11 protein-coding genes and 1 tRNA gene are annotated in these 12,546 nt (G+C 53.7%); 9 read left to right on the top strand and 3 right to left on the bottom strand.

Going from position 1 to position 12,546, the window contains the following annotated elements; genetic code table 11:
- Position 1 precedes the first annotated feature (1 nt).
- The 4 genes from trpC to lexA all read left to right on the top strand — a co-directional run bounded on the left by trpC (position 2) and on the right by lexA (position 3,239).
- A complete protein-coding gene (gene trpC / locus ACRBCU_RS03850; protein ID WP_431364048.1) occupies positions 2–820 on the top strand; it encodes an indole-3-glycerol phosphate synthase TrpC in 819 nt (272 codons plus the stop codon).
- Positions 817–1,293 (top strand): cyclic pyranopterin monophosphate synthase MoaC, encoded by a 477-nt coding sequence (gene moaC / locus ACRBCU_RS03845; protein ID WP_431364047.1) that lies wholly within the window; start codon positions 817–819, stop codon positions 1,291–1,293. Before trpC ends, moaC begins: the two co-directional genes overlap by 4 nt.
- A complete protein-coding gene (locus ACRBCU_RS03840) occupies positions 1,290–2,462 on the top strand; it encodes a molybdopterin molybdotransferase MoeA (RefSeq protein WP_431364046.1) in 1,173 nt (390 codons plus the stop codon). Before moaC ends, ACRBCU_RS03840 begins: the two co-directional genes overlap by 4 nt.
- Before the next feature lie 78 nt (positions 2,463–2,540).
- The gene (gene lexA, locus ACRBCU_RS03835) at positions 2,541–3,239 is read left to right on the top strand and encodes a transcriptional repressor LexA (RefSeq protein WP_431364045.1); all 699 of its coding nucleotides are present in this window, start codon (positions 2,541–2,543) and stop codon (positions 3,237–3,239) included.
- On the opposite strand, the gene ACRBCU_RS03830 is transcribed toward lexA, so the two are convergent.
- A complete protein-coding gene (locus tag ACRBCU_RS03830) occupies positions 3,233–5,290 on the bottom strand; it encodes a ComEC/Rec2 family competence protein (RefSeq protein ID WP_431364044.1) in 2,058 nt (685 codons plus the stop codon). The two genes, lexA and ACRBCU_RS03830, sit on opposite strands and share 7 nt — an antisense overlap.
- Positions 5,291–5,373: 83 nt before the next feature.
- Here ACRBCU_RS03830 and gltX point away from each other — a divergent pair, with 83 nt between their 5' ends.
- Together gltX and gltA are read left to right on the top strand one after the other, a co-directional pair.
- Positions 5,374–6,783 carry a glutamate--tRNA ligase gene (gene gltX / locus ACRBCU_RS03825; protein WP_431364043.1) on the top strand — a complete coding sequence of 470 codons (1,410 nt, stop codon included), beginning with the start codon at positions 5,374–5,376 and terminating at the stop codon, positions 6,781–6,783.
- 74 nt (positions 6,784–6,857) lie between these two features.
- Positions 6,858–8,156, top strand: a complete 1,299-nt coding sequence (gene gltA / locus ACRBCU_RS03820) for a citrate synthase (protein WP_431364042.1) — start codon at positions 6,858–6,860, stop codon at positions 8,154–8,156.
- Positions 8,157–8,257: 101 nt separating this feature from the next.
- Here gltA and ACRBCU_RS03815 read toward each other — a convergent pair whose 3' ends face one another.
- Complete coding sequence (locus ACRBCU_RS03815; protein ID WP_431364041.1) at positions 8,258–9,577, bottom strand: ATP-binding protein; 1,320 nt, start codon at positions 9,575–9,577, stop codon at positions 8,258–8,260.
- A gap of 40 nt (positions 9,578–9,617) precedes the next feature.
- On the opposite strand from ACRBCU_RS03815, the gene ACRBCU_RS03810 reads away from it, so the two are divergent.
- The gene (locus tag ACRBCU_RS03810) at positions 9,618–10,526 is read left to right on the top strand and encodes an MBL fold metallo-hydrolase (protein WP_431364040.1); all 909 of its coding nucleotides are present in this window, start codon (positions 9,618–9,620) and stop codon (positions 10,524–10,526) included.
- Positions 10,527–10,606: 80 nt separating this feature from the next.
- A tRNA-Asn gene (locus ACRBCU_RS03805) sits at positions 10,607–10,681 on the top strand.
- A 210-nt stretch (positions 10,682–10,891) separates the two neighbouring features.
- Here the strand turns inward: ACRBCU_RS03805 and ACRBCU_RS03800 are convergent.
- On the bottom strand, positions 10,892–11,407 hold the full coding sequence (locus ACRBCU_RS03800; RefSeq protein WP_431364039.1) for a hypothetical protein: 516 nt from the start codon (positions 11,405–11,407) through the stop codon (positions 10,892–10,894).
- 117 nt (positions 11,408–11,524) lie between these two features.
- On the opposite strand from ACRBCU_RS03800, the gene ACRBCU_RS03795 reads away from it, so the two are divergent.
- Positions 11,525–12,529 (top strand): hypothetical protein, encoded by a 1,005-nt coding sequence (locus tag ACRBCU_RS03795; protein ID WP_431364038.1) that lies wholly within the window; start codon positions 11,525–11,527, stop codon positions 12,527–12,529.
- Positions 12,530–12,546 lie beyond the last annotated feature (17 nt).

Here is a 12,546-nt window from a genome sequence, read left to right as displayed (position 1 = left end):
TATGTCCCAGACTGCGCTAGATCGCATCAAAGCCTATAAACTTGACGAAATTGAAGCGGACAAAGCCGCCAAGCCACTTGACGCGGTCGAGGCCGAAGCACGCGCAGCCAGCGCGCCGCGCGGCTTTGCTGAGGCATTGATGCGCGCTTCCCGTGAAGGGTATGGATTGATCGCTGAGGTCAAAAAGGCGTCCCCGTCCAAAGGGTTGATCCGCGAAGATTTCGATCCAGCCGCCTTGGCCGCCGCTTACGAGCGCGGTGGAGCGACCTGCCTGTCGGTTCTCACGGACACGCCCAGTTTCCAAGGCGCAAAGCAGTTTTTGTGCGACGCACGCGATGCAGTAAGCTTACCTGCTCTGCGCAAAGATTTCATGTATGACACTTATCAAGTCGCAGAAGCGCGCGCGCTCGGGGCTGATTGCATTTTGATTATTCTCGCATCGGTTTCCGACGCTCAGGCGCAAGAACTGGAAGACGCCGCATTTGGTTGGGGCATGGATGTTTTGCTCGAAGTACACGACGCTGCCGAGTTGGAACGCGCATCACAACTGAAATCGCCATTGATGGGCATAAACAACCGCAACCTTAAGACCTTTGAGACCTCCCTTGATACCACGCGCGAGCTTAGTCGCATGGTTCCGGAAGATCGCCTCATAGTTTCAGAAAGCGGGCTTTTCAGCCCTGCGGATCTTGCTGACATGTCCCAATATGGCGCGCGCACTTTTTTGATTGGAGAAAGCCTTATGCGCCAAGAAGATGTCGAAAGTGCAACCCGTGAATTGTTGCGCAATCCAGCTGGCAGCGCGGGTATGGGCGCATGAGCGGGCTTACGCATTTCAACGCCAAAGGCGAGGCCCATATGGTTGATGTGTCCGCCAAAGAAGTCACATCTCGGATTGCGACAGCGGCGGGTTGGGTTCGTATGAGCGCTGAAGCTTTTGACATTATCTCGGGAGGCACTGCCAAAAAGGGCGATGTTTTGAGCGTAGCGCAATTGGCGGGCATCATGGGTGCAAAAAAGACCCCTGAGCTTATTCCTTTGTGTCACCCGCTTCCGATCACCAAGGTCTCGGTTGATCTGAAACTGGATGCCAGCTTGCCCGGCGTGCGCATTCTAGGGACTGTAAAAACAACAGGCCAAACTGGCGTTGAAATGGAAGCGCTCACAGCTGTCAGCACCGCTGCATTGACAGTCTACGACATGATCAAAGCGGTTGATAAAACAATGGAAATTGGCGGCATCCACGTTACCCTAAAAGACGGCGGCAAATCTGGCCGATATGTTGTCGAATGATCACCGTTGAAGAGGCACTCGCCCAGCTGTTTGCTCGCGTAGAAAAGCTTGGCGTTGAAACAGTTCCGTTGGCAAACGCGGCGGGGCGGGTTCTTGCTGAAACTGTGTCGGCCAAACGCGATCAACCTCCCTTTGCGGCATCCGCGATGGATGGGTATGCGATTTGCAGCGCGGACTACCAAGTGGGCGCAACCCTTGAAGTTTTAGGAGAATCCGCGGCCGGCGCACGTTTTGATGGCATAGTCAAAAAAGGGCAAGCCGTTCGCATTTTCACAGGCGCACCAGTGCCCAAAGGCGCTGATTGGGTTGTCATTCAAGAAGATGTGGATGCCAACAAAAACCAAATCACCATTCGCGAAGTCACGGAAACAAAACCTTATATCCGACCAGCGGGAACAGATTTCACAACGGGGCAATCGATTGACGCGCCGCAAATTCTCACGCCGCAATTGATTGCATTGCTTGCATCCATGAACATAGCGCAAGTCCCTGTAACAAAGCGCCCTGACGTCGCGTTGATCTCGACAGGGACCGAATTGGTCATGCCGGGAGAGATGCCTGGTCCCGATCAAATCATCGCATCAAACACGTTTGGCCTAAAGGCGATGTTGGAGCAAATGGGCGCGATTGTTCGCTTGCTTCCGATTGCGCATGATACTTTGCCTGCCTTGCGCACCGCGTTTGATCTAGCCTCGGGCGCCGATTTGATTGTTACAATTGGCGGCGCATCCGTTGGAGATCACGATCTTGTCGCGGGTGTTGCCGAAGAATTGGGCGTCGAGCGCGCGTTTTACAAAGTTGCGATGCGCCCCGGCAAGCCGCTGATGGCAGGTCGATTAGGGGATGCGATGATGATTGGCCTTCCCGGCAATCCTGTATCGGCAATGGTATGCGGCACGATTTTTGTTCAGCCTGTTTTGCGCGCGATGCTTGGACTTGGAAAAACCGCCGCCGCGCATCACGTTGCAACGCTCTCCAAAGACATGCCCGAAAACGGACCACGCGCGCATTATATGCGAGCGATCCTTGAAAATGGCGAGATCACCCCCTTGGATCGACAGGACAGCGCGCTTTTGACGGTGCTTTCACAAGCAAACGCCCTGTTGCTGCGCCCGATCCATGATCCTGCGCGCAAAGCAGGCGAAAAGGTCGCTTTTGTTCCGCTATAGCGGCGCAGAACAATTCGTTGACACAAAACAGGAACATGGGTAGAACAAAGCAAAACTGCGACGCAGGAGGATGCAGGAATGCTGACCAAAAAACAGCTGGATTTGCTAGAATTCATCAACAAACGTGTGCAAAAGGACGGTGTTCCCCCTTCGTTTGACGAAATGAAAGAAGCGCTGGATTTGCGGTCCAAATCAGGCATTCATCGACTTATTACCGCGCTGGAAGAACGTGGATTTATTCGCCGCCTTGCCCATCGTGCACGCGCGATTGAAATCGTAAAGCTGCCTGATAGCATGGGGATGTCCCCCGCTGGTTTCGTTCCACGTGTTGTCGAGGGTGGAAAGCCATCTGCCCCTGCCCCGCAAGACGCGCGCCCAGTAGAACCGATCCATGCTGCCGAGTTGCCCGTCATGGGACAAATCGCAGCTGGTGTTCCGATTGAAGCAATCAGCCACGCTTCGCACAACGTTGCGGTTCCCAGCCAGATGCTATCCGGCCCCGGTGAGCACTACGCGCTTGAAGTTAAAGGCGATTCGATGATTGATGCGGGCATAAACAATGGCGATATCGTTGTTATTCGCGAGACCAACACGGCCGATAATGGTGACATTGTCGTCGCGCTGGTCGAAGATCAGGAAGCAACTCTGAAGCGGTTTCACCGCAATGGGACAACGATCGCTCTAGAAGCGGCAAACCCTGCGTACGAGACCAGATTTTTCTCTCACGAGCAGGTAAAGGTTCAGGGGCGTTTGGTCGGACTTATCCGCAGCTACTGATGCTTTAGACGTTTCTTTCTAAGCTGCGGGTCATTCCAGTAGCGTCGGCCCGCAACCTCGCGGGCCGTTATTGTTTCGAGGTCGCCAGTTTCGGTTAGAAACAACGCAACACTGCCCGTTTTCCGCAAGCGCCTTTTGTCGAAAACTTCGCACGGAACGATTGCCTCGAAATCTTCCGAGAAAACGGCGATGTCGTTGGGATCGCAGCCCTCAAATGCGTGCAATCCTCGCTTCCCAGTGGCGGCATGAATCGCCCTCTTCCCAATCGTCATCGACTTGGCGGCGCCCCCCCAGCGTGCACCAGCAACCGACTGAGGCGCGCTATCACCATCGTTCTCTAACCAAACCCCAGCGACAAACCCCGCGCCTTTGGTTTTGTTCAAGGCCCGCCCCTGCTCTGTCAGGACACCAATCAAACCCCCGGTGTCTGAGATCAAAACATCTGGACGCTTTAAGGCGCTCCATCCAAGCAGCGCCACAGCGACACCTATCAAACCGGCAAAGCGAAGTTTGGATGCCATGAGCGCAAGACAGAGCAAACCGATGCTCAGACTAAAAACAGCCCAATTTGGCGGTGTCGGCACCTTGCTAATGGCTCCCGGCCAATGGGAGACCGTTTCCGCGACGCTCAATATCCAGTCGAGACCAATCCCCAACAGATGAAGCGGCAAAGCGTCAAGCTGAAGCGGCATTAAGCATACTGCGACCACCGCAAGCGGTATTATTAGGAGGCCCATTAAAGGCACAGAGACCAAATTGGCGATAAGGCCAAAGTGGGAAATCGTATTGAAATGCGCGGCCGCAAACGGAAGCGTTGCAAGCCCTGCGACCGCAGATGAAATGACCGTTCCACTTATGAGCCGCCTTATTGGTTTGCTCGGCGGTTTGCCCGCGTTACGCGCACTAATCGCATTGAACACGACGACAAGAGCGGTTGTCGCGGCGAATGACATTTGAAATCCGGGGCCAAGTATCGCCTCTGGACGCCTCGAAAGAATAATAAGCGCGGCGACTGCAACAGCGCGCAGGCTAATTGCGCGCCGCTCTAAAAAGACTGCGCCAAGGGCGACTGCGGCCATAACAAACGCGCGCTCTGTGGCAACAGATCCGCCAGATAAACCAAGATAACCTGCCGCTGCGATTAATCCGCCCAATGCCGCGACTTTCTTAACGCCACTATAGATCGCAAGGACAGGTATAGCCGCCATCAAGATGCGCAAAGACGCGAAGACAAAACCCACCAATAGCCCCATGTGCAGCCCCGAGATTGCGAGCAAATGCGCAAGGTTGCTGTGCCTTAGGTTGGTCAGTGTATCTTGAGACAGCCCGCTTCTATCGCCCGTCATTAAAGCGGCGGCGAAGGCTCCTGTTTGCCCGCTTAGGTGAGACTGGATACGTTTTGACAACGAAAGGCGCAGCGCGAAGAAGCTGAACCCGTCTGAGGGCTCTGCGGCAAGCAATACAGGCACTCGAGTATACCCAACGCCGCCTATCTGGGTGAACCATGCATGGCGCTGAAAATCAAATCCATACGGCTCCGCTGGACCTGAGGGCGGCGAGAGATGCGCGGTTGTCATGACGCGCGATCCTGCACGTGGCACGCCTTCACTGTCAGAGCCATAAAGGGAAATGCGTATCTTTCGCGGCGTTTGTTGAACGTCGCGCAATCCTAGCCTCACCTCATCTAATGTCACCCTCAAGGCACCTGATGCCGAGCGATCTACCCCGATGACACGCCCCTCTACTGGTCCATAAGTGCGCCACTCTAGAACAGGTGCTGCGAGCGAATAACTGCGCAGGCCTGCGACTGAAAATCCAAGTGTGACAAGCGCGGCAATCCAGATGACCGGGCGAAGCGCATAACTTGCTCTTTTAACCAACAGGCAAGTAAAAAGGGCGATCATGACACAAAGGCCAATGTGCACGGCGCTTGGTTCTTCGGACATCCCGAAAAAGGCGAGAATACCCAAACTGTAAAAGGCAGGAGCAAAGACAAAGCCTTGCGCAATTTCAGCGTTAAGGTTGTCACGCCAAGCGATGCTGAATCCCATGCTTGTCCTTGTCCTTGCGCACCGCGGTAGCTATCAGGGCCTCAACTTATCCAATTCATGCTTACCGAAAGGTTAATCGCGCTATGTCCGCTGATGTTGTCACACGTTTTGCTCCGTCTCCTACGGGTTATCTCCACATTGGCGGCGCGCGCACCGCTTTGTTCAATTGGCTCTATGCGCGTGGGCGTGGTGGCAAGTTTCTCCTCCGTATCGAAGACACAGACCGCGCGCGTTCAACACCAGAAGCCGCAGCGGCAATTCTTCAAGGCATGGCGTGGCTTGGCCTTGATCACGACGGCGACGTCATCAGCCAGTTCGAGCGCGCAGATCGTCATGTTGAGGTCGCCCACGAATTGCTGGCCGCAGGCAAAGCGTTCAAGTGTTTCGCAACGCAGGAGGAAATCGAAGACTTCCGCGAAGCTGCACGGGCCGAAGGGAAATCGACGCTCTACCGCAGTCCTTGGCGCGACGCAGATGCCTCAACGCATCCTGATGCACCTTACGTGATCCGTATCAAAGCGCCCCAAGGCGGTACAATTGTGATCAAAGACGAAGTGCAGGGCGATGTGCGTATCGCACATGAGCAGCTTGACGACATGATCCTTCTGCGCTCGGACGGATCACCCGTCTACATGCTGGCTGTGGTTGTTGACGATCATGACATGGGTGTGACCCATGTTATCCGCGGTGACGATCACCTGAGCAACGCTGCCCGCCAAATGATGATCTATGAGGCAATGGGATGGGACGTCCCCGTTCTGGCGCATATTCCACTTATTCATGGCGCGGATGGTAAGAAATTGTCCAAGCGCCACGGCGCCCTTGGCGCGCAAGAGTACCAGTTGCTTGGCTATCCTGCGGCAGGCATGCGAAACTATCTCGCCCGCCTAGGCTGGAGCCACGGCGATGACGAATTTTTCACGGACGCCCAAGCCAAGGAATGGTTTGATCTTGGTGGCATCGGCAAGTCACCTGCCCGTTTTGACACGAAAAAGCTTGAACACTTGTGTGGTCAGCACATTGCAAGCTCTGACAATGCTGCTTTGCAGCGGGAATTGTTGGCATTTTTGGAGGCACGTGGAGACGCAGCCTTACCAGACGCCAAAATTGCGCTTTTATCTGAGGCTTTAGATGCCCTCAAAGAACGTGCTAAGACTTTCCCGGAACTCCTTGATAAAGCGTCTTTTATTTTCTCTGACAGACCCATCACACCGGACGAAAAAGCCACCAAACATCTCGATTCAGTATCCCGTGGTATACTGAATGCGTTGACGCCGCATTTGCAAAATGTTAGCTGGACGCGAGACGCTTTAGAAGCGGTCATGGCAGAATTTGCAGAGGCCAATGGCACCAAATTCGGCAAGATGGCTGGTCCGTTGCGCGCGGCCCTTGCGGGACGCGCAGTGACACCAAGCGTATTCGATATGTTGCTGGTTTTGGGCCAAGAAGAATCGATTGGCCGGATTTCTGACGCAGCAAATTTTGAAGGGTAAAACTTCGGTAAGACCCATCAGTTAAACGAGCCTGAACGCGATCCGCGCGTTGGGTAGCTTTGAAAGGGATAAATATGTCTGATACCGCCAAACGCAGCGCAACGCTGACCATTGATGATCAACAGATCGATCTGCCGATCCATTCACCGACAGCAGGACCTGATGTTCTCGACATCCGTAAGCTCTATGCGCAAGCAGGCGTGTTCACATACGACCCAGGCTTTACTTCAACCGCAAGCTGCGACAGCACGATCACCTTCATTGACGGTGGCAAAGGTGAATTGTTGCACCGTGGTTACCCCATTGATCAGCTCGCAGAAAAATCCCACTTCCTAGAAGTGTGCTATCTGCTTCTATACGGAGAGCTGCCCTCTTCCGCAGAGCTTGAGAAATTCGAGAGCACGATCACACGTCATACGATGCTGCACGAGCAAATGACCGGCTTCTTCCGTGGCTTCCGCCGCGACGCGCACCCGATGGCGATTATGACAGGTGTTGTCGGCGCGATGTCTGCTTTCTATCACGACAGCACAGATATCTCCGATCCACATCAGCGCGAGATCGCGTCGCACCGTTTGATCGCCAAGATGCCAACGATTGCGGCATGGGCGTATAAATATTCTATCGGACAGCCTTTCGTATACCCACGCAACGATCTGGATTATGCATCCAACTTCTTGCGCATGTGTTTCGCTGTTCCTGCGGAAGACTATGAAGTGAACCCGATCCTTGCCCGCGCAATGGACCGTATCTTTACGCTTCACGCAGATCACGAGCAAAACGCATCGACATCCACCGTGCGCCTCGCTTCTTCCTCTGGTGCCAACCCGTTCGCATGTATTGCGGCAGGTATCGCTTGCCTTTGGGGCCCTGCACATGGCGGCGCAAACCAAGCTTGTCTTGAAATGCTGCGCGAAATTGGCACTGTGGATCGCATCCCTGAGTTCATCGCACGCGCGAAGGACAAAGATGATCCCTTCCGCCTGATGGGTTTCGGTCACCGCGTTTACAAGAACTTTGACCCACGCGCGACTGTGATGAAGAAATCCGCGGATGAAGTTCTGGAATTACTTGGCGTTGAAAACAACCCGACTTTGCAAGTTGCAAAAGAGCTGGAACGCGCGGCGCTTTCCGACCCTTACTTCACCGACAAGAAGCTTTTCCCGAATGTTGACTTCTATTCAGGCATCATTCTCGAAGCGATGGGTTTCCCGACGTCCATGTTCACACCAATCTTCGCGCTTTCACGTACCGTTGGTTGGGTAAGCCAGTGGAAAGAGATGATTGGCGATCCGCAGAACAAGATCGGCCGTCCTCGTCAGCTATATCTTGGTGAAACCGAGCGCGACTATACTGACATCGAAACGCGCTAAGCGCTTTTTGGTTAAATGATTTTGAAACGCCCGGCCCTTAGCGGCCGGGCGTTTTGCATTTCGACCCTTTGAATGGCCGTTGGCCTGTTGTTGCAATGCGCTCAGGTCGAAATCACGATCTCCGCACTTAATCCGCCTAAGGATTTGCTTTTGCTAAAACGTAAGGTGCCGCCATGCGCCCGAGCTATGTCGTTCGTAATAGCCAATCCAAGACCAACGCCCGTTCCGCTATTTTGATTGCGCGAGGGATCGAGCCGCACAAATGGTTTCACCGCAGCGCCATACTGTTCTTCAGCCAAGCCCGGACCATCATCCTCAACCTGAAAGATGACCGTTCGCTCGGTGCGCCGCAAAGACACTTGGGCGTTATTGCCATATCGCACCGCATTGCCGATCAAGTTCTCCAAGGCGCGCCGGATTGAAAGAGCGTTTAACATAACCGGATCACCTGCTTGACCGAGCACCATCTTGACCTGAGTGCCCGAACGCACAGCGTCGTTGACCACGGCCTCGGTCAGGATCACAGGATCACAGGGTTTTTGTTCGCCTTCCCAGTTTCCACTGGCGAAATTCAGAAACTCATCCAGCAATTGCCGCATGTCTTCTACGTCCCGCTCAAGCGGCTCGCGGTCCTCGTCATCCAACATAGACAAGCCAAGCTTGAGGCGCGTGAGCGGTGTTCGCAAATCGTGGCTAACGCCAGAAAGCATCATAGTGCGCTGCTCGATCTGGCGCTCAATACGCGCGCGCATCGCCAAAAAGGCGTTTCCAGCGGCGCGCACTTCCACTGCGCCAGAGGCCGAATACGGCAAGGTTTGCCCACGCCCAAAAGCCTCCGCCACGCGCCCAAGACGCGTGATCGGGCGAAGCTGGTTTCGCAAATAGATATACGCGATGACAGTCATAAGAATGCCAAAAACCAACATATTCACCAGCAACTGGTGCGGATTGGATGCAGAGACTCGTCGGCGATCAAATCCGACACGCACAGGTCCATTCGCCGTATCGACATAGGTGAAAATCCGGCGATCATCAGGCATTGCAACCACCCGCAATTCGCTCAGACGTTCATGCAGTTCGCGCTCTACGACGATGCCAGAGAAATCAAACCACCGCCTTTGTGTGGTTTTTGGCACCATGTCCTCACTCACGTGTGACACTTCAAATCGCAGGTTCTGCGCAATATCACGCACAGCAGAGAGCGCTTGCGCTTGGGTTGGGCGCCCTTGCATTTCGCCGAAAAGATACCCTAACTCTAACGCAACGCTGCGGCTCATTTGCTCGGTCACGCCTTCGAAGTGACGTTGAATAAACACAACGGAAACGACCAATTGCAAAGTGACAACTGGAAGTATCAAAATCAGCGCCGCACGCCCATAGAGCGAGCGCGGCATATAGCGTTTGAGCCAAGCAAAAGACATGCCATAACCTAAGCACACAGCGCGCCGGAGGAAAGAGCATATGGCCCCAGATGATTTCAACCCGAGCATTGGCGTCGCGGATACCCTCGCTCCTGCGCTACGCCGTATCGTTGCGCCGAATCCTTCGCCGATGACCTATCGAGGAACCAACACGTATTTGCTTGGCACCGATCAGATTGCCGTGATCGATCCGGGCCCCGAAAGTTCTGCCCACTTAGAGGCGATTCTCGCCGCATGCACGCCTGAGCAACAAATCACCCATATCTTCGTTACGCACTCGCATCTTGATCACTCTCCGCTCGCCAAACCGCTCGCCGAGGCAACAGGTGCGCCAATCTACGCGTTTGGCGACAGTGAGTCAGGGCGTAGCGCGGCAATGCAACACTGTCTCGCGGCTGGAATGAAAGAGGGCGGCGAAGGAATTGACCGCAACTTCAAGGAAGATGTCCATCTCAGCGACGGCGAGCAGGTTCAAGTGGGCGATCAGGTGCTGACTGCTTGGCATACCCCGGGCCATATGGGCAATCATATGTGTTTCGCATGGCAGGATACTGTGTTTTGCGGAGATTTGGTTATGGGCTGGGCCAGTTCGCTGGTTTCGCCGCCAGATGGTGATCTAACAGACTTCATGGCTTCTTGCCGAAAGCTGCGCTCGCTTGCCCCTTCTGTCATGCATTCGGGTCACGGCGCGCCTATTGTTGACCCAACCGCGCGCATTGATTGGTTAATCAACCATCGCACTGAGCGCGAAAAACAGATTCTCAAGCAGCTTCGCAACGGACCAAGCCACGCGCGCGAACTCGCAGAGCAGATTTATACGGATACCCCCGCTGCTTTGATACCCGCCGCCACACGCAACGTTTTTGCCCACCTCATTGATCTGGAAGGGAAAAACCTCGTTTTCCGCCGACATGAGCCAAACGAAGCCGCTGTTTTTGAACTGATTTAGCCTGCCTTGAAATAAATTTCGAATTCCATGCAAATCCCTCTGGACGCGGCATATTCCCATTGCTATATCGCCCGAAGTGATCCGGCGTAGCTCAGCGGTAGAGCAGTTGACTGTTAATCAATTTGTCGTAGGTTCGATCCCTACCGCCGGAGCCAATTCCCTCTGATTGGCAAACACTTCAACCCCGCATTTTGAATGACGACAAACGTTCTGATCGGGATGATCGCCCACAATCCGCTCAAAATCGCAACGTTGAACTTAAAGGCTCGCAGCGCTTTGACGCTTAGCACAAACCTTTAAGCCTTCTTCTAGGCGCTCGACATGTAGGTCCCATTTGCACCCCAACAATATCGAGGAAATTCATCTCAAGGGATTAGAATATTCTCCCGCTGCAATGTAACCGATTGCACCGTGAGATTGTCCAAAAGCAAATCGAGGCGAACTGATTTTACGCTGCCAAGTTCGTAACGCTTGTAGGTCATCAAAGGATCATTATCGATCATCGCGTTGGGCTGTTTGAATTTCATGTGGCAATCGGGCATTTCCAGATCACGCAAAGGTTCCTCATTAATCGAATATTTGGCCCCCTTAAGGCCGCACCGCCAGCTTAGAACATGGGTGAAATAGACAAGATCTTGTCCGTCATATTCGCGCACTGCGGCCCAGTTATCTTTGGTCATCTCTAAGATAGAGCCCACTTCCGCAGCGGTTGTAAACTTGCCTGTTGGCGTTTGATCATCTGGCGTTAACCCAGTGAGATCAAAGCTATCTGCCCCGATGACACCCTCACCGCTGCTGACCTCATTTGATCCAAACCCGCTTTGCGCCTGAGCGCTACTCGCTATCAGTGCCAAGCTCAAAACAAAGGCATTCAATTTCATAGTCTGTCTCCCAAAATCTAATCTAAACAATTCTTTTCGCCCACTTTACGCCACCTGCTGGAAATCTTGAACAGGGAAGCGTAGGGTAACCTAAACCCGCGAGCAGATGGGCCCAGCATGGCAAAAAAGAGTACTAAGAATCCATCCTTAAATGTGATGATCATCGTTCAGAAAGGGCGTTTAGCATACGAAGCTGCATTATTTGCGGCCTCATTGCGCCAGTCCTGCCCCGATTTTGATGGGCGCTTGCTGATGGCAGAGCCCCTCCCCGGTCCGCTCTGGCCGGAAGACCCACGCTTGCCGGATGGCGAATTGCGGGACTTGTTGATAGAGCTAGGCGGCGAATTCATCCAGTTTGAAAGCAAAGCGTTTGGCGCGTCTTACCCATACGGCAACAAGATCGAAGCTCTTGCCGCTATGCCCAAGGGCGAGCCTTTCATCTTTTTTGACACGGACACGTTGATCACTGGTGATCTTCAGCAAATCCCATTTGATTTCTCGCGCCCTTCCGCATCTTTGCGCCGCGAAAACACCTGGCCAGAGTTACAACTCTATGGCCCCGGCTACGCTGGCACTTGGAAATCGCTTTACGACAAATTTGAACTCGATTTCGAAAGCGCATTGGATACCCGTCATCCAGACGAATACTGGCGCCGCTATCCTTACTATAATGCAGGTTACTTCTTCTATGAGTGCCCGCAGAAATTTGGCGCGCGGTTCTTGGAATATGCCACAGCGATCCGCGACGATGCACCTGACGAATTGGTCTGCCAGTCACTTGATCCTTGGTTGGATCAAGTGGCACTGCCGCTTGTCATCCATAGCTTTGGGGGCGGCAAAGACACAATTCCGCGCGGCCTGTTGGATGGCGACATCAGTTGCCATTACCGCTTGCTGCCACTGCTTTATGCACGCGAAGCCGATCATGTGGTTGAGGTTCTCGAAACCGTTACCGCACCAAACAAGATCAAGAAAGTGCTGAAGAACTCGGATGTGATCAAGAAAATGATCTATCACGGGCGTGGGCAAAAGGTGCGCGATATGTTTGATCGGGAAAACTTGCCACGCAAGGAACAAGCGCTGCGCAATAAGATCAAGAAAGCAGGCTTTTGGATGCGCTAGGCCTGAACAGCCTAGCC

The sequence above is a fragment of the Planktotalea sp. genome (assembly GCF_050633725.1).
In the GTDB taxonomy this organism is placed as follows: Bacteria; Pseudomonadota; Alphaproteobacteria; order Rhodobacterales; family Rhodobacteraceae; genus Planktotalea.
Note: the sequence above shows the minus strand (reverse complement) of the source record. Positions and strands in the feature narration are given on the sequence as shown.